Below are 19,730 nucleotides of genomic sequence, written 5' to 3'. Positions count from 1 at the left end.
CTATGAGCAGATTTGTACGTCGCTAACGTACGTCCGTCAACGGTCTATGTACGTTTATTTCGTACTAGCCGAAAAAGGCCTCACGCATCGATATGATTCGGTGGAGGTGGGCTATTTGGCTATTGGGTACCTTGAACGTCAGTCGAGGCTCATACTGCTCCAACTCGATGAAATGAGCGGTGCGGCGGCGCAGGGTTTTGACCAATGATGCCACCACCTCCCCCTCACCATCGTCATTCCGCCGAAAAAGCTGAATGATCACATCGTCGCCGATCTGCGGAGGTCGTACCGGGTCAATGAAGACAGGTTCGCCTGGGCGGTATCGAGGCTCCATCGACGATCCGACGACGAAAAGGGCATAGGCTTTGTTCATGCCTTCCATCGCCGGCGGACGCCGAACATATGTAATTGCCTCTGTCAGTGTCAGTAGGGTCTGTTCGACTTCGACCTCCCCATCGCCGTCCGGAAACTTTAGGTCGGCTCCCAGCGCCGTTCCAAAGACTGGCAGGTCTCGTGGAGCCCCGCGAAGCGTTGGCATCGGCTGATCTATGGGGGCGACTTCGGTAGGCACGGGAATGCCTACAAGTGCCATGATCTCATGTCGCTCTATCGGCGGTGTGCCAAGTCCAACCAACGCCATGGCCAGTTTCTCGGCCACGACCGAGTCGAGTCGCGCCGGATCATAATGATTGGCGAAATAGGCTTGTACAGAGGATCGCCCTTTGTAACCGGCCCGTTTGGCGACATCGTCCAGCGACAGACCACTGCGCCGGCGAAGGTCGCCAAGGATAGACCCAACTGTTTGCTCTGCCATGCCGGACGTGTCCGACATACGGCGTCCGTTTTCATCGTTGACTGACGTACGGTCAAAACGTACATAGCGCTTATGGGCATTCGATCTATCATCACGCGCTTTGGCGGCATTCGACCGATGGCTGAGAAGCTCGGTCATCGCTCGCATACCACAGTGCAAGGCTGGTGGGACCGGGATGTCATTCCGGCGCAACGTCAGCGTGAGGTATTAGAGGCGTCAAGGCGCTTGGCCTTGGGCCTCGATGCTGAGGAGCTGATCGCAGCCGGTCCTAATCCGGTCGTCGCCATCTGCGCAAACTGCGAAATCCGGTCGGAGGACCATCGCGTCCGGTCGTGCACGTCGCCGCAATGCCCGCTCCGCGCGAAGGACGCGGCATGAGCGCGCTCACCCCCGAAGCCGAGAGGCAGGTTCGCGCGATCGTCGCCGAGATGATCGGCCGGGCGCTGAACGGCGCCGACGCACGCCTGCGCGCACCAGCACTCACCGAAGCGGATGAGAACGGCCGTCAACAGATCGTCGACGCCGCCCGCGGTTTGGTCAGGACCCTGGACGCGATTGCAATAGCCGAGGGGCGCGCTCCTCGTTGCGAAGAGCATGTTGAGCCTCGAGAATGTGGTGGTGCGCCCCGCGAAGATGCGCCGCACGCAACTTCGCCTCGAGTTCCGAAAGGAGTTCACTGACATGGTCGGGATCATGCCCGTCAAAGGCGCCCGTCCTGGCGACAGCGGTCGCGGTTTCCGCCACGAGCCGTGCCATGGCATCCACGACACTTCGCAGTTCGTCGAAATAAGGTCCCATCGTAATAGCCCTTCGTTGGTCCGGTGCAGCCCAACGATAGCCGAAGCCGGCGGCGCGTCCAGCGCCGCCGGTGGAGGGCATTGCGCATGACCACGGCTCAACGCTTCACCGGTCGCGCCGCCATCGCTGTGCTGGCGGTCACCATCGCCCTGTATGTCGGCGGCGCGTTTCTGGAACTCACCTGGGATTTCCGCGCCTGGACCCTGTCGACCAGGGGCTCGCTGGCAGTGCTCGACCTCTTTCTCGGTGGCTTCACGGCGCTCGTCGCCGGCGCCTCGGCTTTGGAGGATTGATAAATGCTCACCTGGGAAATCGTCGATGCGATCGCCGCCGAGCTCGGCGCGACGCCCGCGAATCGCCGCAAGTGGCGCCAGACCGGCCGACAAGTCCCGACCGCCTGGCGTATCCGTATTGCCGAGGCGCTGAAGGCGCGCGGCGAGGGGGTCGAGTTCACCGCATTCGACGACCTTCCGCCGCGTCCGGGTAAGTTGTGTGTCCATGGCGGCGACGAATGCCCGGCGGCGGCAGCGCTCGCACCGGGAAAGCGCAAGGCGAATTCCCTCACCCCCGAACGGAACCAGAACAATGGCTGATGCGCGGCTCACTGCCGATGAACAGGTGCTCGCCGCCGCCACCAAGCGGGCGGTGCAGGCTCTTGGTGGCCTGGATATCGCGTCGCGGGAGACGGGCCTTTCCGACACCCAGTTATCGCGCTGTTGCTCGCCCAACCATCGTGACAGCCTGACGCTCCGCGCGGTCGCCACGATCGAGAGCCTGACCCATGGCGCCGACGGCCATCCGCACATCCTTCACGCCCTCGCGCGCGTGGTCGGCGGCGTCATCGTCGTTCCCGTTCCGGAGTTCTTCGGCGATGGCGCCGGGCTCGTGCAGTCCACCTTGGACATCGCCACCGAGCTCGGCGGCCTGTCCTGCTCGATCAGCGATGCGATGCACGAAAGCAGCGCCGCCGGGTCGGAGGTGACGCCCGGAGAGGCCGCAGTCGCGCGGGAACGCCTGGACGCGCTCGATCGCGCAAGCGCCCGCCTCCGCCTTCGCCTCAACCATATCGCGGAGGGAGGGAAGTCGACGGAGTGACGGCGATCTAACCGCTGGCGGCGCCAGCATCAGGAGGAATTGATGGAAGACCAGAACAGCGCGCCGCCGTCCGCCGGCGCGACGGATAACGTGCGTCCGGCGGATATGCTGCCGGACGGAGATTACGCGATCGTCGAGGTGATCGGTCACCGCACGATCGTCGGCCGTATCAGCGAGGTCGAGCGGTTCGGCACGAAGCTGCTCGGCGTGGAGCCGATCTTCGCCGGGGCCTTGCTGCCGGTCGTGCTGATCGGCGGCGGCTCGATCTACCAGCTGACCAGCTGCACGCGGGAGGTGGCGGCCAAGAAGGGGCCGACGCGCCTTTACCAACTGCCCGGCAGCATCTCGTCGACGCTGCCCCCGGAGGCCGATGGCCTTCCGCGCCTGGGTTGGGTGGATCCGGTCAAGGGCGATATCATCGCGGACCTCGACGAGCTCGACGAAGACGGGATGCCGTTCTGATGGCCGCCCGTCATTCATTTTCGTCCGTCCAGGGGCTGACCCCGATGGAGGCTGCGGTCATGGAAATGCATGACGGCGGCGCATCGTTGGGGGACATCGCCACGGCCCTGGGCAAGCCTGTCGGGGCGGTGCGGAAAGTCATCTACACCTATTCCGATCGCAACGAGGAACAGCGCGCCCGATCGGCGGCCACGAAGAGCAGCCTGCGATTGCTGATCGCCCAGCTGCGGCATGGTCAGCACGATCTGCCGGGCGAGGATGCCTTCAATCTGTCGGCGCGGCTTGCCTTCGCCGGGGCGGCGCAGTGATGGCCGCGTCGAAGCGCCTGACCCCGATCGAGCGGTTGGCCGAGCATATGGCCGAGGGCTGCCCGACGGTGATCGAGGCAGCGCATCGCATGCGGCTGCCGATACAGGATGCCGAACGGCTGTGGACGCGCATCGTCCGTAGCCTGGGCGCGCAGGCGCGATGATGGCGGCCGAACCGGCGGCGATCGCGCGCACCCTGTCGCCTGCGATGTGCCGGACCTTGCTCCGGCGCCAGGAGGACCTGTTCGCCGACGACGCGATCCTCACCGGCCACGGCATGACGCTGAAGGCTCTTCGGCGGCGCGGGATCGCCGCTGGCAAGAAGCCGTGCCGGCTGACCGATGGGGGCCGCGCCGTCATCGCCATCGATCCACGAATATCGGGCGGGCCGCCGTAGCGGTCCCGCCCGACGATCCGAAACCGCTGACAGCCAGACAGCGGTGAGCGCGAAAACGCCCGAACGGACCAGGCTATAACGCCTGTGCGCTCCGGGCTCCGTACCAGCCTCGGAGAACACCCGTGACCAATAGCAGTATTCCCCCCGATCCCACCAGCATTAGCATGCTGCCGCTTTCCAGCCTGAAGCCGGGCGCCAATCCCCGTCGCTACTTCGACGAGGGCAAGCATCGCGAGATGGTGGCCTCGCTGCGGCTTCGCGGCATGCTCCAGCCCATCCTGGCGCGTCCGGACCCCACGGAGGCCGACGCCTATCAGATCGTCGCCGGTGGCCGTCGCCATAAGGCCGCGGTGGACGCCTTCGGACCCGAGGGTGTCGTGCCGGTCCGCATCCTCATGATGACGGACAGCGAGGCGTTGGAAGCGGCGATCGACGAAAACGACATTCGCGACGATGCCTCCGAGACCGAGCAGGCGGATGCCGCCGTCCGCATCCTGTCGGCGTGCCAGGGCGATCGCGCCGAGGCGGCGCGACGGCTTGCTTGGTCGACCGCGAAGCTTGATCGCCGCCTCGCGCTGGCGAACCTTGCCGAGCCGGTCAAAGCGGCACTCGATCAGCGTCGCATCAAGGTCGGGCATGCCGAGCTTCTCGCGGCGGTGCCTGGCGACAAGCAACCCAAGGCCCTGGAGACGATCGTCACCGCCGGGCTGGATGTCGCCAAGACCCGCGAACTGCTGATGCGGGTGACGCAGAGCCTTGCGGCCGCCGTCTTCGACAAGGCGGAATGTCTGACGTGCCCATTCAACTCGGGCTCGCAGCGCGTGTTGTTCGAAACGCACGTCGACGACGGGCATTGCACCAATCCGGGCTGCTACCAGCTGAAGGCCGAAGCGGCGCAGTCCGGCAAGGATCTCCACATTCGCGGGGATCAGCTTGCCGGATCGAGCATCCCCGCCGCTGGGCCGGGCCAGGACGGGCAGGCTGCACCCTCGGCGGCGGCAAGTGCGAAACCCGCGCCAAAACCGGCGCCCCCCCATGTCACCGTCACCGCAAAGACCCTCGCGGCCAAGACGATGACGATCCGCGATGCCGCATGGCGCGTCGCCCTGGTCAAGGCGGCCGAGGGCGATCCCGACATCGGTCGCGCGTTCGAAGCGACGTTGCGCGACACCTGGAAGGTGGATGCTGCCTTCCTGGGCCGCTTCGGGAAGGAAGAACTGAAGTTCATCGCCCGGGAATGCGGACTGATCGCGCACATGGGCGAGAAGGCTTTCGCCAAGCTGCTCGAAGCCAAGATCCCCGACATCATTGCCGGAATGCTGAACGCCAAGGGCTTCCGCTGGGAAGGCCGCCTGCCGAGCGCGATGACCATCGACGGCAACTATGGCGCGCCGCCGGCCGCCGCCGCTCTCGCATACAAGGATTGATGCCATGCTGATCACCAGCCTGTTGCCGCTGCTGTCTCGCTACTCGCTTGGCTTCGACCTCGTCGCCGGACCGGACGAGACGGTCACGCTGACCATCCTCCCGCGCAAGGCGGAGGGATCGAAGGTCGTCACCCCCGGCGAGCTTCGCCTGATCTCCATCACCGGTACCGCCGCCGAGATCGACGCCGAGCTGGCGCGCGGCGAGGAGGGCGCGCTTGGGCAGCTGATCGCCACCCGCAAGGCCATGGCCGATCAACTGGCGGAGCAACGCGCGGCGGCCGAGCAGGCCAAGAGTGCGACCGCGAAGGCCAAGCCGGCGGCGAAGCCGTCCGCCGAAAAGCCTGCCGCGTTGGCCGCACCGGCGCCCGCTGCGCCGCCTCCTGCTGAAACCAAGCCGGGCGAGCCCGCCAGTCTCTGGTGAGCGCCGCCTGACCGACCCCACTGAGTTTTCGAGGCCATCATGCAGATCAACCAACTCACTCGCGCCTATCGTTACGACGGCATCGACCTGCCGATCCCGCCGCATCTCGCCGGAGATCCCCAGGCCCTGCGCGCCTATCACGCCACCCTCTACCCGGCGATTCTGAACGCGGAGGCGATCGACGTCGGGGTGGCGGGCACTGTGCACGTCACCGAGTATCGGCGCGCCGTCGGCACCAAGGGCTGACCATGGCGTCCGCGCGACGCGGCGCCATCGCGCCCGCAACCCGAAAAACTCTCCTCGAATGGATCGAGATCGATGATGGCCACACAACTGGCACCACCCACCCCGTTTGCAGCGCCGCCGTCCAGACGCTTCACGCGCAGATCCTCCTCCCGGCCGGCGGCGGTCGGGGCTTTGTCGAGCCGCTCGAGCCGCCGCCCGGTCTCCGCCTCGCGCCCCTCGGTTGATATCGTCGGCCGACCGGTCACGATCTCGATGGAAGTGCCGGCGATCTTCGACGCGTCCCTCGCGCCGCATCACAAGTTGATCGGCCGTTGGGTCGCCGCGCGGGCGGGTTCGGATGAGCTATACACGCGCCACGAGGCGCGGCGGCACATCGAGCAGGTGTTTAAGGCGGCGGTGCTCGACATTCTCAAGCCCTTCGACCTCGCCGATCTCAGCGTGGTTGCTCTTGTCGGCGAAGCGAACCTGCCCCCGGCGCTGGCGGTAATCTGCGACAGCGTCGGCCAGATCGACCTGGGTTGGATCGAGAAGAGCAATGTCTTGTCGGATACCCTTTCGGGCCCCGTTGCCCCGGTAGGCTGGAGAGCGGCCGCTTACTCGCTGCTCGAGTCCACCCTCGGCACCGCGCTGCCGGTGTTCAGCTATGCCGATCTCTTCGAAGAGGTGTCCGCCTATTATTGGGATGGTGCCACTGACGACGCCGGGGCGCGCGCGACCCTGATCGAGTATCACGGCGAGGATCCCGACGTCCTGTACGACATGACCCTGCCATCGGAGATGAACGGGCGGCGTCCTGACTGGATGACGGGAAAGCCCGCGCCCCTGAAGGATATGCCGCGTCCCCTGCGCCTCGCGATCGCGCACGTCCGTGAGACGCATGCGGCGCTCAAGGCCGCCGGGCGCGGTAACAACGCGTGGTGCGTCGACCGGGAGCATTGGTCGGAATACCTCCCCGGGCTGGAGGATAGTTCCCACCTGCCGCCGCTGACCCTGGTCCCCTTCGACCATTTCGCGCGCGAGCTCGACGACGTCGGTCGGTTCGGGATGGAGCAAGGCTTCGACAACGTCGCAGGCCTGTGCCCACTGACCGACGCCGCCACGATCGATGCTTGGTTCGCAACCCTGAAGCTCGGTGCCGACTTCCTGCTCGCCGCGCAGCAGCTGATCAGCCTCGATCCCATGAACCGGGAGAGTGCACGATGACCGTTTCCGCATCTTTCGAAGCCACGGACGGCGGCCTGGTGCTGGCCAACGCGATCCTGCTCTATCGCAGCGAGGCTCCGCTATCATATGCAGCCAAAAAGTCCGGCGGCCCCACGTTCGCGAGCATGCACGTCGTCGACCATTCCGACGGCCAACCCATGATTGCCGCCGGCGTGCCCCTGTCACGGGCGCATATTCGCCAGTGGACGGCGGCGCTCGGCCAGACGGTGTTGCCGGAAATCCTGCCCGCCAACGTCCTGGTCTCGCATCCCGATATCCTCGTCTGGTGGGTGCCGGCGGCGGTGCGCACATCTTACTTCGCCCTGACGTCGCCGCCGAAGGGCCTTGCGGCACTGGCGGCGCGAACGGTCATGCCGTTGCCCTATCCGGCGCACGTCTTCATCGCCACCCGAGGCCGGCTCTGGGTCTATGCCTTGCCGACCAGCGAGAGGCCGGCGGCGGACACCGTGTTGCTGCATTCCCCGGTCCTCAACGTCTACACCGACGGCAGCCTCTGCTGGGGCAACATCGCTTTCCCGAAGACGATCACGGTGGCGGCGATCCCCGAGTTCGAGCGGGCCGTGTTCGATTCCTGGTCGACGCACCCCAATCCGGGGCAGGAGGCGACGGTTTCCGGCAAGGGCGGACTGGTGCGGCTGTGGGACCGTCTGGCCACGCGCAAGGCGGTGCGCTTCCCGACGCACCGCCTGAAACCCTTTCGCCCTCGGTCCGGCGGCAACGCGGCACCGCCGATGACGCTCGGCGAAGTGATCAAGCGGAGCGCACGCTCATGACGTGGCTCGCTGATGATCCCACGGCGGCGGCGGTACTGGCCGCAGTTCCTTGCCATCCCGTGCCGCCGACCGGTCGTTCGCCGGCCATCAACGCCTTGCGTGCCGCCCAGGCTGGTCATGGCCTGGCCGTCGGCCGCGACGGCATCATGCTGATCCTGCGGCGGCCATGGCTCGCGCTCGACGTCGTCGTCGCACCGCCGATTGAAGCGCACCTGCCTTACGGCAGCATCGGCGCGCCCCAGGCGTTCCTGCGCTGCGGCCTGATCCCCGGCTCGATACAGGACGCCATCGTCGTGCACCTGCGCGCAGCGCTGCCCAACGAGGCGGCGGCGTTCGTGATGTGGTGCGAAGCCACCGGCGAGTTCGCGATCGACTTCCCGTTGATCGACGAGGCCACCCCTTCGCGGCTCGTCTACCGAACGCCGGCATTGGCGGCCGGCTGGCACATGGTCTGCGACATCCACAGCCATGGCACCGCACCGGCGTTCTTTAGCGGCACCGATGATGCCGATGACGCGCACAGCACCAAAATCGCCATCGTCTATGGCCGCCTCGATGCACCCGGCGGCCCGGTGAGGGTCGCCCGTCTCTGTGCAGGCGGCATGTTCCTGCCGATGCCGCGCACTCCTTTCGCAGGAGATACCCATGCAGAATGACACGGCGAGCCGGCACTATCTCCCCGACCAGTATGGTCACCGTGTCATCAACGTCCTGCTGGTCGGCTGTGGCGGCAATGGCGCGCAGATGCTGATGGGATTGGCGTCGCTCGATGCGGCGATGCGCGCGATCTCGTCGCGATCGCTGCACGTCACCGTCGTCGACGACGATACGGTCAGCGAGGCGAACCTTGGGCGGCAACCCTTCTATCGGTGCGATATCGGCGCCTCAAAGGCCCGGACGCTCACGGAACGGATCAACATAGCGCATGGCCTGGATTGGCAGGCGGTCCATGGCCGCGCGCCAGCGGCGATCGGGCTCGATGGTATCGACCTGCTGATCAGCTGCGTCGACACGGCGGCGGCGCGACGCGCACTCGGCGGCGCGATAGGCGAGGGCCGTACATCGCCACGGTATTGGATGGACCTCGGTAATCGCGCGACGGACGGGCAGTTCATCATCGGTTGCCCCGAGCCGGCGCATGGAAGGAAAGCGAACCGCCTCCCGACCGTCCTGGAGTATTTTCCCGAGATCGCGGACGAAGGCATCGCCGAGGATGATGCACCATCCTGCTCCGTGGCCGAGGCGCTCGAGCGGCAGTCGCTGTTCGTCAATCGCGTCGTCGCGAGCCACGCCCTGGCACTGTTGTTCGACCTGCTGGGCCGTGGCTCGATTGGTCACGCCGGCGCCTTCATCAACCTCAGCAGCGGCCAGAGCATGCCCATACCGCTGCCCCGGGCACCATTGGCAACGGGAGCACCTCAATGACGGACGAGAAGATTAGCTGTGCCGCTCAACCGGCACAGAAGGGCCACCCTGTCGAAATAGCACGCATGATGGGGATCGAGACGGCGGCGGCCATGCTGGGCGGGGTCGGTGCGCTGGCCGTTGCCATGGGTATAAAGGAGCGCGGGACGCGCGCCAAGATGGATGGTGAGCGCGGCATATCCGATGAGAACCTGATCGATGTCGCCGACGCGCTCGACACCCGCGCCGCCGCGATGGTCGCCCGTGCCGACAAGATCGTCGAACATGCGCAAAAGCTGCGCAAGGAAGCGGGGTGTGCGTGACGCCTGAATGCGCTTCCTGGAATACCCGTATGGCCGACCGATGGCGTGCGCGCGCCGCCGTGTTGCGCCAGCAGCCTGACAAGGGGTCGCAGACCATTGCCGGCGTGCTGGAGCGCGTCGCCGCAGGCATGCTGGCCGAGGTGTCGGCGGCGGCCGTCGAACCTGCGCCCATCGCCGTCCCGGCGACAACGCATGACGCCGATTTCTGGTCTGCGCACCTCGCCGCCTGCCAGCCCTATCGCTGCCCGCGAAGCGGCGTGATGATCAATGAAGGGGAGATTATGGACCGCGTGCGCGAACGACTGCGCGCGCGGATCGACGGCCGCCCGCTGCCTCAGGGCCGGCAGACGACGAGTGTCTTGGTTTCGGCGGCTTCCGAGCCGGTGTTCGCGCCGCCGCCCGAGGTCATACCGTTCACCGTGGGTCCGCAGACCGACATGTTCGGGATGCTGGGATGAGCGTCGACCTGATCACCCGTTTGCTCGAGGCAGGCACGCCCGCACACCTCGTTGCAGAGGTCGCGGCGTTGTCGGCGGCGGCGGCGCTGGCCGACCAGCGTATCGCCGAAGCTATGACGGCCGATATGCGCAGCCCGGCCGCGCGCAAGCAGCAGCGTTATCGGGACAGGCTGAAGGCGGCGGCGCAAGGTAACGGCGTTACGGCAACCGTAACGGACGGTAACGACGTTACGGTCGATGACGGGGCAGGGGTAACGGTGCGTAACGGCGTTACCCAAGCGGTAACGACCGGTAACGCAGACCCCGCCCCTAATAAAAAATCCCCCCAAACCCCCAAAAAAATTAACCCCACCCCGTGTGTGAGCGAGGCGCGCACATACGCGAGGCCGATCCCGTTCGAGGTTGCGATCGCGCTGCTGGTCGCCGGTTGCGAACACCTCGCGGCCCGCCGCCCGGTGCGCAAGCCGATGCGGATCCCCGACGACTGGCAACCGCGCCAGCCCTATCCGGCCAGCGTCGCCGAGCTTGTCGCGCAGTGGCCGCCCGGCCGGGAGCAGCGGGAGCTCGATGGCTTCCGCGACTTCTGGCTGTCCCGGGGCAGGGACGCGACGAAGACGGATTGGGACCGCACCTGGTGGAACCGCATCCGCGACCAGCATGACAAGATCCTCTCGGAGGCACGACGCAATGACCACCGCACTCGCCAAGACCCACGACGCAACGACCGGAACGGCGGTTTCCGCGACCCGCTACTCGAGCGCTATGCTGGAGGCGGCGATCCCGAAATGGGTTGATCACCACATGCTCGATTGCTCGGTCCCCCACGGGTACGGCCTGCCCATCCCGACCGGCGCTGGGGAAGGGCTTCGCGCCGCCGCGATGGTGTATGCGGACGCTCTGGCGCCGAGCACGAAGGACGAACGGCATCGCGTGCTTTTGGGCCTGCGATCCGGGACGATTGTGCGGGATGAGCACGCGCAGGAAGCCGAGGCGACGCTGAAGCTGTTGCGCGTCCATCTCGAGGATGTGCCGCTCGACATACTGGAGGTGGCTTGCCGAGCCTATTGCAATGCGCCTGGTCGCCGGTTCTTCCCGCGATCCGCAGGCGAACTGCGAACGTTCATCAATCCCCTGATCCACCAGCGCAAGGCGCGCGCCGCACACCTCATACGGCTGGCCGACCAAGCCGACCGAGAGGACGCACGCGCAGCCGAACTCGCGGCCGATCCGCTGCGGCCAGGCGACGTGCAGGCGATCCTGGCGGAAGCCAGGATCAGTCGCGGGCTGGGCAATCCGATAACACCACCGGGTTTGGCAGCGTGAGGCGCATCGACTTATCGACCAGCATGGAGGAAATGAAAAAAATCGCCGGACCTCAAGGCTGCTGCAAGAAAATTGACCGCAGTTATGCCTTGGGCGACTATGACATTCGGCGCACGCGCCATCTGTTCGCCGGTGCGCGACGAATAGAAGCGTTTGACCTCGATCGCGATATCGAAGCCGGGAAGGTAGAAATCCAGGCGTGAGTCATTGCCGCCGCCGTCATCCGTGGTGAAGTCTATGCCAGCCTCGATCAATGCCTTCTCGATGATGCGTTCAACGGGATCATGCAATTGCGGCGTGCGCCTCAATGGGGCAGGTTTTAGCGCGCGGATAGCCGCTTCAGTGCGAGGTTCGATAGTGGCGGTACCGCGCTCAAGCCGCCCGATGAAGTCGCCGGTCAGGCCTAACGCCTGGCCAAATTCGGCTTGGGACATCTTGAGAGCCTTGCGCCGCGCTCGGATTTCCGCGCCGTCCATCTCGCTTCCTTATCAACTCGCCCATGGGAGGTGAGGCCCCGTTTGGACGGGGGCCTCCCTGCTCTATTGCCAGACCGGAGGTGGGGCCCCTTGTGGAAGGGGGCCCCGGTTGTTCACCCGATTCTGATGTCGATCTTCAGTGAGAGGTGGAACTTCACTTTGATCTGTTTCAGTTTCGAGATGAACCAGTGGAAGATATCCATCTTCGCCTCCGGTTCACCGAATGGCCGTATTGCCGTCCGGTGCATTCTCAATACGATGTGAGATCGCATCCGTCAATACAAATATGATGTGAAATCGTATTTTATGCCGGAGCCCCGAAGAGGTCAGGCGTAAATCGCCCTGACGAAACCCCATTTGTTCCGATATCAAGCATTCGGGGCCGATCCGGCCCTGGGCGGGGTTCACATGGACGGGAAGATTGGTGCGGCCGATGGTCGCAATGACGTAGCGAATGTTACGAACGACGGCTGGCGGCGGCCTAGCTGGATCATACTGCGGACAGCCGCGCCCCGGACCTTGCGCTTGGCCGAATCGCTTGCCGAGGCGGGCTTCGCCGTTTGGACGCCCCGACAGACGATCAGCCGCCGCATACCGCGATCAAAGGATAAGGAACGTCGGGAGGTTGAGACGCCGATCATCCCGACGTTCGTGTTTGCAGATGCCGAGCATAAGGATGCCCTACGAGCGTTGGCATCCCAGCCGCTCCACCCGCACCCGCCGTTCAGCCTGATGACCTACCGAGGGAAAGTCCCGGAGATCAAAGACAGCGAGGTCCATGGGCTGCGTATCGAGGAGCGCCGTATGCAGGCCGCCGCTGATGATCGAGCGCGACGTGCGCGGCGGAATGCGCGGGGCAGGGCGGTACCAGTCGGTGCGACGATCGGCGTCCCCACACCAGCGTTCAAGGGGATCAGCGGGATAGTCGAGGAAAGCGATGGCCGGTTCACCCTCGCGTTGATCGGCAATATGCGCCTCAAGATTGCGACTTTCCTCTTGGATCGTGATGAGGTAAATGACCCGTCATCCCAAGCGGGAGCCGCTGCCTAAGCAGCCTGCGAGCTAATCGGATGGTGTGACCACCCTCGCATATCGCGCACATCGATGATGTCGATGGGCGTCATTAAAAACTCGTCCAGAGAATGCGGGGGCCCGATGGCTCAACATGATGCACCGACAGGCGTTCGCCTGCGCCGACTGGCGCATGAGCTCGAGACCCTTGCCGAAGATTGCGACCAGCCCGCGCGCACGGCGTCGCGTGTCGAGCAGCGCATTGCTGAGGCTGAGCGTATCAGCCGCGCCGTCTGGCAGGCTGTCAGGGGCGGCTGACCCCGCCTAGGCACCATACCCCCCCTTTGGGTCCCCCCGGCGATCCGGGTGCGATGCGGGGGGCGAAGGCGCGGCCCGCGTGCGTTTCCCGTGTTCGGAAATCGTTACGCCTTATTATTACGGTTTTGGTTTTGCCCGCCCCCCGCTGAACGGGCGCTGGAGGCGTCATGGCGAGAGCAGCGACACCACGGCAGGCGCCGAAAAAGCGTAAATCGTCCGATCTCATTGTCAGCCTGGACGAGCTCGCCTCCATCTGCGGCGTCACGCCGGAGACGATGCGCAAGCATCTGGCGAACGCTCCGGCGGATGCCGAATGGATCATCGAGCGCGGGCGGCGCGGCGTCGGATACAAGATCGTCGCCGCCGGTGCCGTCGAGTGGTGGAAGTCGCGCGGGACCGCGAACGTTGAATCTGACGAGCGCAGCGCGGCGCTGGCCGAATGGCGGTTGTCTGCGCTCGGCGATGCAGGTGATGACGAAGGCCTCGGGCTCACCGGCAAACAGCGGTACGAAGAATTCAAGGCCGGTGAAGCCGAGCTCGCATACCGCCAGGCGATCGGCGAGCTCGCGCGCGTCGCGGACATTGAGGCCGAGACCGTCAATGCGGTGATTGAGCTCCGCCGCCAGTTGCAGGCGGTCGGCCGCGTCGTCCGCCGCCAGTTCGGTTTGGAAAAGGAGGTCGAGACGGCGATCGACGACGAGATCGCCAAGCGCCTGGCCAAGTTCGTCGCCACATTGGACGTCGATGTCGATCCCGGCAGTTAAGCCGGTCGCCGCCAGTCCGCGCCTGGGCGCGCTGTCGCTGCTCATGGAGCAGACGCGCGAGCCTCCCCGGTTCGCGAACGTGCGCGCAACGCTTCGTATCGCCTTCGGCGAGGTCCGCTTCCCCGAGAAGCTGACGCCGATGGAGGCGGCCGACCGGCACCGCAACCTCCGGAACCCGGGCGCCTATTCGGGGCCCTGGCGCGAGAGCCCGATCCCGATGCAGCACCTGGTGCTGCCGACCAACAATCTGGCGATGACCAGCCATTACGCGATCGTCGCGGTGATGGGGCCCAGCCAGATGGGCAAATCGGAGATCGGCAACAACTGGCAGCTGCATTCGGTCATCTACGACCCGGCTGACATGGCGTTCTATTCGCCGACCAAGGAATTGACCGCGTCGTACGTCACCACGCAGATCAACAAGCTCTTGGAGGAATGCCCCGACGTCGCCGCGCGTCAGCTGACCACCGCCAGCGCCGACAACATCTATCTCAAGCAGTTTCGCGGGTGCGACTGGCATTTCCTGTGGCCCACCGGGCCGAACTTTCGCGCACGTCCATTCTCGCGTGGGCGCCTCGACGATTACGACGACTTCGACGACGATATCGCTGACCAAGGCGATGCCGTGTCGCTGTTCTCCGGCCGCACCACCTCGTTTCTCGAGTACGGCTCCAAGCTCTACGTCAATTCGTCGCCGAAAAAGGGTCCGAAGCGCGGCATCGAGGCGCTGGTCGCGAGCGGTACCGCCCGGCGCTGGTGGGTCGATTGCCAGCAATGCGCCGAGCCGTTCGAGATGGCGTGGGAGCGACTGAGCTATCCCACCGATTGCTCCGCGATCGAGTCCGGCAAGAAGGCGGTGATGGTCTGCCCGCATTGCGGCCGACCCCATGAGCACAACGAAAAGTCGTTCCTCATGGCGACTGGGCGCTGGGTGGGGAAGGGCGAGATCGCCGTCTCGCGCGCCAGCGGCAAGAATGACGGCATCGACGGCGAACTCGAGCCCAACACCATCGATTCCTATTATTGGGACGGCGTGTTTGGCCTCGCGCCTTGGGCCAACATGGTCCAGCGCTTCCGCCTGGCCGAGCAGCGTTTCGAGGATCACCAGGACGAAGGCCCGCTCAAGTCCTTCTTCCAGACCGTGGTCGGCCGCAATTACGTCAGCCGGTCGTCGGGAGATGCGCCGATGACGGTCGATGCGCTGACCGAACGGGCCCGCGCGTCCGATTATCGCATGGGCGAGGTGCCCGACGGCGTGGTCGCGATCACGATGACCGTCGACCTTGGTGTCGATCGCTTTTCGGTGATGGCGGTCGGTCACGGTATCGGAAACCGCGCCTGGATCATCGATCGGTTCGACATCCTCACGCTCGATGACGGTATCACCAAGCTGGAGCCGTTCCGCCGTCGCGAGCATTGGTCAGTGCTGTATTCCAAGGTGCTCAAGCGGACCTATCCGCTGAAGCGCGACCCCTCGATACGTGTGCCGGTTTTCTGCACAGGTGTTGATACCGGCGGTTCAGACGACGCCACCGATAATGCCTTCGCTTGGTGGCATGACATGATGACCGGGAGCCGCCGCGAGCGCCGCCCGGCTCTGTCACCGACGCATATCACGTTGCTGAAGGGCGGAAACCGACCGAACGGTCGCATCCTGCCCTCCCCGACGCCGGATGCCAAACGCCAGATCCCGGGCGCGCCGCAGGTCGAACTGTTCGTCCCCAACGTCAACCGCGTGAAGGATATGGCTGATTATCGCCTCCGCCGAAAGGACCCGGGGCCTGCCTATATCGGTCTGCCCGTCGACCTAAGCGACAAGCATCTCGCGGAGCTCCGGGCCGAGGAAAAAGTCGAGGGCCTCTGGGAAAAGCCGGACGGCGCCCGCAACGAAACCTGGGACCTCTTCATCTACGCGATCGTCGTGATGATCCGCCTAGTCGGGTGGGATCAGAACCTGACGAGCGTACCCATGTGGGCCAGGCCGCCACGTCCTCCCGCGCCGGTCGCCGCGCCGCCGCCGACCCCTGATGACCCCAACCCGACGCCGACGCCACCCAGCGGCCCGCGCGTCACCGTATCCCGCCCGGCCGGGCCGCCGACAAGGCCCGGCGCTGGCCGATCAGGTGCCCGTCGCGGTGTCCGGGTGGTCCGATCACGCTGACAAGGAGATTGCGATGGTCGGCATCACGCTCGAGCTCGCGACCGCGAAGTTCAACCAGTATATGGCGGCCGAGGCCAAGGTGCTCGACGGCCAGTCCTATGAGATCGCCGACCGGAAGCTGACCCGCGCCAATCTGGCAGAGATTCAGGCCGGGATCACCTATTGGTCGGATCATATCGACCGACTGAACCCCGACAAGCCCGTCATTCCGCGTCCGCGCGCCGTCGGCCGGGTCCGTCGCGGCGGATATCGGAACCGCTGAGCCGTGAAGATCCAAGCGAAGCGGACCTTCTTGGATAAGGCGATCGGCTTTTTCAGCCCGAAGGCGGGGCTGGAACGTCAGGTCGCGCGCGTCCAGACAGCCGCCTCCGCCGCCATGTTCGGTGGCGGCAGCGGTGGTTATCGCGGCGGCCAGCCCGATCGGGCGGCGCGGCGCGGCTGGCGGGCCCGGGCGCGGTCCGCCAACGCGGATATCCTGCCGCAATCGGAGCGGTTGCGCGCCGAGCAGCGCGACGCGGCGATGAACCAGCCGATCGCGACGGCTGCCCTCAACCGGATGGTGACGTTCGTCGTCGGCACCGGCCTGATGGCGATCCCCGCGATCGATGGCGAGGCGCTGGGGCTGACGGCGGATCAGGTCGACGAATGGCACCGCCGTATCGCGACCGATTACGACGCCTATCTGTCGAGCAAGGATGTCGACGCGGAGCGCCGCTCGACCGGATATCGGCAACAGGCCGTCGCCTATCGCGGTACCGTCACCTCGGGCGACATTCTGGCGCTGCGCGTCATGCCGTCGGATCAACCCGGACGGGTGATGGAGACGGCCTGGAAGCTGATCGAGGCGGATCGGCTGAAGAATCCGCCGACCGTGTCCGACGGTGCGGTAGACCCGCGCACCGGCAACGTCATCACCGGGGGCGTCGAGACGGACGGCTACGGCGCCGCCGTCGCGTATCACATCCTGCGTCAGCATCCCGGAGATTTGCTACTGCGCCCGGGCGTCACTCCGATCCCGGAACGGATCGAGGCTTGGGATACCAAGCTGCAGCTTCCTCGGGTCGTTCATATCTTTCGCGCCGAGCGGCCGGAACAGGTGAGGGGCGTCGGCCTCCTCGCGTCCGTTATCGAGCCACTGCGGATGGCCTCGGACCTGTCCGACGCCGAGCTCTACGCCGCCGTCATGTCGGCCATGATCGCCGTCGTGTATAAAAGCCCGGGCGCGACCCCGCTGCCCGAGCCCGATTTCGGCGAAGAGGGCGAGGAAGGGGCGCCCGGCATCGGCCATAATGGCCCGCCCGATCAGCCGTCGGCCGACTATAAGTTCGAGGCGGGCTCGGTTCTCGAGATCGACAGCGAAGCCGAGGTCGACATCAAGAGCCCGGGTCGGCCGAACGTCGCGTTCGAGCCCTTCTTCAATGCGATCGTGCGCCAGATCGGTGCCGCGATCGGCGTGCCTGCCGGCGTGCTGATGCTGATGTTCAACAGCTCGTACACCGCATCGAAAGCCGAGCTCGAGGCCCTTTACATGATGATCCGAACCGAGCGCGCGTGGCTCGGCGGGGATCTCGCCGTGCCGACCTATGTCTGTTTCCTGGCCGAGAAGGTTGCGCGCGGCGATTATGTGATGCCCGGTTTCTTTGCGGATCTCCGCCGCCGCTCGGCCTGGTGCGGCGTCGATTGGCGCGGCGACGGCAAGATCTCGCTCAACCCGGCGCAGGAAGCGCAGGGCTTCAAGATCCAGCAGGATAATGGCTGGCGGACCGGTGAGGACATCACCGCCGAACTGACCGGCGGCAATTACCGCGAAAACGTCCGCAAGCGTGGTGCGGAGCACCGTGCCTGGGTGGCGGAGGGACTGCCCGTTGCCGTCTCGCCCGGCACTCCCGCCGCCAATTCGGGCAAAGCCAGCGCCGACGGTGGCGACGCCGGCGGCGGCGATCCGACGGACAAGGCGGACGAGAAGGACAAAAAGGCATGAGCTTCCGTTCATTCAGTCGCCCGGACATCATGCGGCGGCTGTTCAACACGCCGCTGGCCGTGATGCCGTCGACCGCCGCGATGGTGTTGGGCGTCGTGGGCCCGCGCTTCGACGTCAGCCAGCTGCTGATGCATGCCGGCGGGCAGGACCGCGATATCGCCGAGTTGGTAGCGCTGGCGCAGTCCAAGAATTTGCAGATCCAGGCCAAGCGCACCGCCGCCGAGGTCTATCCTGCCGCCGGCGCCGCCGACTGGCGGATGGATGTGCAGGACGGCGTCGCGCACATCAATATTCGTGGCGAACTGGTCGCGGAGAATGGCGGCGGTGTGAATCCGTCATCCGGTTTCACCGGCTATGACGCCGTACTGGCCGCCTGGACGATCGCGCAGCGCGATACCTCGGTGAAGGGCGTCATCGCCGACATCAATTCGCCCGGCGGGGAGGTCACCGACCTCAATGAGCTATGCGCCGCCATGATGGCGGACCGGGGCAAGAAGCCGTCGCGTGCGATCATCCGTGGCTGCGGCGCATCGGCGGCCTATGCGATCGCCGCATGCTGCGACGAGATCACCGTTCAGGATCTCGGCGTCGCGGGCTCGATCGGCGTCGTGACCATGCACGCCGATTTCAGCCAGAAGCTGGAAAACGACGGCATCAAGGTCACGATGATCCATGCCGGGGCGCACAAGGTCGACGGCAACCCCTTCCAGGCGCTGCCCGACGACGTGCGGGCGGTCATCCAGGCCAATATCGATCATGCCTATGGTCGCTTCGTCGGGCATGTCGCCACGGCCCGGGGCCTGTCTGAAGACGCGGTGCGCGGCACCGAAGCGCGTGTTTTTCGTGGCGAGGATGCGGTCAAGGCCGGTCTCGCCGACAAAGTCATGGGATGGGCGGCATCGCAGGCCGAATTCGTCGCATCCGTGAACGGCCGCCAGGCCAAAACCCAGCGGGGCGCCCGTTCCGGCGCCCGCGCCTCCATGGAGACAAAAATGGACCCCGAAACCGCGCTGGCGGCCGCTCAAGGCCTGTCCGGCATCACTTCCCTGACCGTCGTCGGCTCCGCTGCCCAGGCGACCGCCGTTTCCGCCGCCCTGACCGCCCTTGGCTGCAACATCGCCGTCTCGGCGATCGCCGCCGCCGGTGGTGAGGATGTCGCAGCGGCGCGCGCCCAGGCTTCGGAGGCCGCGACCGCCGCCGAACGCACCCGCGTTTCCGCCTTGGCCGCTCTCTGCCCCGAGACGAGCATGTCGGCCGGCCTTTCCGCCGCGATCGAGAGCGGTGCGGCGCCCGGTGATTTCGCAATCGGCCTCGCCCAGGCGGCGAAGACGCGCGGCGCGTCGATCGAGGACCTGCGCGCCGGCTCGGTCGATGAGAGCCAACTGCCGTTGACCGCGAAGACCGAGACCCCCGGCGGCAAGGCGCCCACCGGCCAAGCCCGCGCCGATGGCATCCTCGCGAAGGCCGCGCAGGTCGGCCACCGCGCCGTTGCGCATCTCAAGATCGGCTGATCCCCAGCCAAACCCCGCCGCGCTTTGCGGCGCCC

27 protein-coding genes are annotated in these 19,730 nt (G+C 65.9%); 25 read left to right on the top strand and 2 right to left on the bottom strand.

The window, feature by feature from the left end:
• Positions 1-64: 64 nt before the first annotated feature.
• Entirely contained in the window at positions 65-952 is an 888-nt protein-coding gene (locus OXQ33_RS06160; protein ID WP_267433816.1) for an XRE family transcriptional regulator, read from the bottom strand.
• A gap of 236 nt (positions 953-1,188) precedes the next feature.
• Between OXQ33_RS06160 and OXQ33_RS06155 the strand changes: the two genes are divergently transcribed.
• From OXQ33_RS06155 to OXQ33_RS06065, 19 genes are all read left to right on the top strand, one after another.
• On the top strand, positions 1,189-1,494 hold the full coding sequence (locus OXQ33_RS06155; RefSeq protein WP_267433815.1) for a hypothetical protein: 306 nt from the start codon (positions 1,189-1,191) through the stop codon (positions 1,492-1,494).
• Between the two features lie 204 nt (positions 1,495-1,698).
• Entirely contained in the window at positions 1,699-1,905 is a 207-nt protein-coding gene (locus OXQ33_RS06150; protein ID WP_267433814.1) for a hypothetical protein, read from the top strand.
• Positions 1,906-1,908: 3 nt separating this feature from the next.
• Positions 1,909-2,205, top strand: coding sequence for a hypothetical protein (locus tag OXQ33_RS06145; RefSeq protein WP_267433813.1), 297 nt, complete (start codon positions 1,909-1,911; stop codon positions 2,203-2,205).
• A complete protein-coding gene (locus OXQ33_RS06140; protein ID WP_267433812.1) occupies positions 2,198-2,707 on the top strand; it encodes a phage regulatory CII family protein in 510 nt (169 codons plus the stop codon). Before OXQ33_RS06145 ends, OXQ33_RS06140 begins: the two co-directional genes overlap by 8 nt.
• Before the next feature lie 42 nt (positions 2,708-2,749).
• Positions 2,750-3,169: a hypothetical protein gene (locus OXQ33_RS06135; RefSeq protein ID WP_267433811.1), complete on the top strand. Its 420-nt coding sequence runs from the start codon at positions 2,750-2,752 to the stop codon at positions 3,167-3,169.
• Positions 3,169-3,477: a hypothetical protein gene (locus OXQ33_RS06130; RefSeq protein WP_267433810.1), complete on the top strand. Its 309-nt coding sequence runs from the start codon at positions 3,169-3,171 to the stop codon at positions 3,475-3,477. Before OXQ33_RS06135 ends, OXQ33_RS06130 begins: the two co-directional genes overlap by 1 nt.
• On the top strand, positions 3,477-3,641 hold the full coding sequence (locus OXQ33_RS06125) for a hypothetical protein (RefSeq protein WP_267433809.1): 165 nt from the start codon (positions 3,477-3,479) through the stop codon (positions 3,639-3,641). The genes OXQ33_RS06130 and OXQ33_RS06125 overlap by 1 nt, the downstream gene beginning before the upstream one ends.
• The gene (locus tag OXQ33_RS06120; protein ID WP_267433808.1) at positions 3,638-3,874 is read left to right on the top strand and encodes a hypothetical protein; all 237 of its coding nucleotides are present in this window, start codon (positions 3,638-3,640) and stop codon (positions 3,872-3,874) included. Before OXQ33_RS06125 ends, OXQ33_RS06120 begins: the two co-directional genes overlap by 4 nt.
• A 164-nt stretch (positions 3,875-4,038) precedes the next feature.
• Positions 4,039-5,301 carry a PRTRC system ParB family protein gene (locus OXQ33_RS06115; RefSeq protein ID WP_267433842.1) on the top strand — a complete coding sequence of 421 codons (1,263 nt, stop codon included), beginning with the start codon at positions 4,039-4,041 and terminating at the stop codon, positions 5,299-5,301.
• Between the two features lie 4 nt (positions 5,302-5,305).
• Positions 5,306-5,722: a PRTRC system protein E gene (locus OXQ33_RS06110; protein ID WP_267433807.1), complete on the top strand. Its 417-nt coding sequence runs from the start codon at positions 5,306-5,308 to the stop codon at positions 5,720-5,722.
• Positions 5,723-5,761: 39 nt separating this feature from the next.
• Positions 5,762-5,968 (top strand): PRTRC system protein C, encoded by a 207-nt coding sequence (locus OXQ33_RS06105; protein WP_267433806.1) that lies wholly within the window; start codon positions 5,762-5,764, stop codon positions 5,966-5,968.
• A 72-nt stretch (positions 5,969-6,040) separates the two neighbouring features.
• Positions 6,041-7,171, top strand: coding sequence for a hypothetical protein (locus OXQ33_RS06100; RefSeq protein ID WP_267433805.1), 1,131 nt, complete (start codon positions 6,041-6,043; stop codon positions 7,169-7,171).
• On the top strand, positions 7,168-7,965 hold the full coding sequence (locus OXQ33_RS06095) for a PRTRC system protein B (protein WP_267433804.1): 798 nt from the start codon (positions 7,168-7,170) through the stop codon (positions 7,963-7,965). Before OXQ33_RS06100 ends, OXQ33_RS06095 begins: the two co-directional genes overlap by 4 nt.
• Positions 7,962-8,621, top strand: coding sequence for a PRTRC system protein A (locus OXQ33_RS06090; RefSeq protein ID WP_267433803.1), 660 nt, complete (start codon positions 7,962-7,964; stop codon positions 8,619-8,621). The genes OXQ33_RS06095 and OXQ33_RS06090 overlap by 4 nt, the downstream gene beginning before the upstream one ends.
• Positions 8,611-9,390 carry a PRTRC system ThiF family protein gene (locus OXQ33_RS06085; RefSeq protein WP_267433802.1) on the top strand — a complete coding sequence of 260 codons (780 nt, stop codon included), beginning with the start codon at positions 8,611-8,613 and terminating at the stop codon, positions 9,388-9,390. Before OXQ33_RS06090 ends, OXQ33_RS06085 begins: the two co-directional genes overlap by 11 nt.
• Positions 9,391-9,455: 65 nt before the next feature.
• Positions 9,456-9,692 (top strand): hypothetical protein, encoded by a 237-nt coding sequence (locus tag OXQ33_RS06080; protein WP_267433801.1) that lies wholly within the window; start codon positions 9,456-9,458, stop codon positions 9,690-9,692.
• Between the two features lie 29 nt (positions 9,693-9,721).
• Positions 9,722-10,150: a hypothetical protein gene (locus OXQ33_RS06075; RefSeq protein WP_267433800.1), complete on the top strand. Its 429-nt coding sequence runs from the start codon at positions 9,722-9,724 to the stop codon at positions 10,148-10,150.
• Positions 10,147-10,944 carry a hypothetical protein gene (locus OXQ33_RS06070; RefSeq protein WP_267433799.1) on the top strand — a complete coding sequence of 266 codons (798 nt, stop codon included), beginning with the start codon at positions 10,147-10,149 and terminating at the stop codon, positions 10,942-10,944. The genes OXQ33_RS06075 and OXQ33_RS06070 overlap by 4 nt, the downstream gene beginning before the upstream one ends.
• The gene (locus OXQ33_RS06065; protein WP_267433798.1) at positions 10,913-11,473 is read left to right on the top strand and encodes a hypothetical protein; all 561 of its coding nucleotides are present in this window, start codon (positions 10,913-10,915) and stop codon (positions 11,471-11,473) included. Before OXQ33_RS06070 ends, OXQ33_RS06065 begins: the two co-directional genes overlap by 32 nt.
• A gap of 11 nt (positions 11,474-11,484) precedes the next feature.
• On the opposite strand, the gene OXQ33_RS06060 is transcribed toward OXQ33_RS06065, so the two are convergent.
• A complete protein-coding gene (locus OXQ33_RS06060) occupies positions 11,485-11,949 on the bottom strand; it encodes a helix-turn-helix domain-containing protein (protein WP_267433797.1) in 465 nt (154 codons plus the stop codon).
• Positions 11,950-12,474: 525 nt separating this feature from the next.
• Here OXQ33_RS06060 and OXQ33_RS06055 point away from each other — a divergent pair.
• The 6 genes from OXQ33_RS06055 (at position 12,475) to OXQ33_RS06030 (ending at position 19,695) form a co-directional block, all read left to right on the top strand.
• On the top strand, positions 12,475-12,999 hold the full coding sequence (locus tag OXQ33_RS06055) for a hypothetical protein (protein WP_267433796.1): 525 nt from the start codon (positions 12,475-12,477) through the stop codon (positions 12,997-12,999).
• Between the two features lie 446 nt (positions 13,000-13,445).
• Complete coding sequence (locus OXQ33_RS06050) at positions 13,446-14,042, top strand: hypothetical protein (RefSeq protein WP_267433795.1); 597 nt, start codon at positions 13,446-13,448, stop codon at positions 14,040-14,042.
• Complete coding sequence (locus tag OXQ33_RS06045) at positions 14,023-16,203, top strand: terminase gpA endonuclease subunit (protein WP_267433794.1); 2,181 nt, start codon at positions 14,023-14,025, stop codon at positions 16,201-16,203. Before OXQ33_RS06050 ends, OXQ33_RS06045 begins: the two co-directional genes overlap by 20 nt.
• 13 nt (positions 16,204-16,216) lie before the next feature.
• Complete coding sequence (locus OXQ33_RS06040) at positions 16,217-16,465, top strand: DUF6148 family protein (RefSeq protein WP_267433793.1); 249 nt, start codon at positions 16,217-16,219, stop codon at positions 16,463-16,465.
• A gap of 3 nt (positions 16,466-16,468) precedes the next feature.
• Positions 16,469-18,184: a phage portal protein gene (locus OXQ33_RS06035; RefSeq protein WP_267433792.1), complete on the top strand. Its 1,716-nt coding sequence runs from the start codon at positions 16,469-16,471 to the stop codon at positions 18,182-18,184.
• Positions 18,181-19,695, top strand: coding sequence for a S49 family peptidase (locus OXQ33_RS06030; RefSeq protein ID WP_267433791.1), 1,515 nt, complete (start codon positions 18,181-18,183; stop codon positions 19,693-19,695). Before OXQ33_RS06035 ends, OXQ33_RS06030 begins: the two co-directional genes overlap by 4 nt.
• Positions 19,696-19,730: the final 35 nt, after the last annotated feature.

It is taken from the genome of Sphingomonas sp. GM_Shp_1, from assembly GCF_026540895.1.
Taxonomy (GTDB): Bacteria; Pseudomonadota; Alphaproteobacteria; order Sphingomonadales; family Sphingomonadaceae; genus Sphingomonas.
The sequence above is the reverse complement of the archived record's forward strand: the minus strand, read 5'-3'. Positions and strand labels throughout refer to the sequence as shown.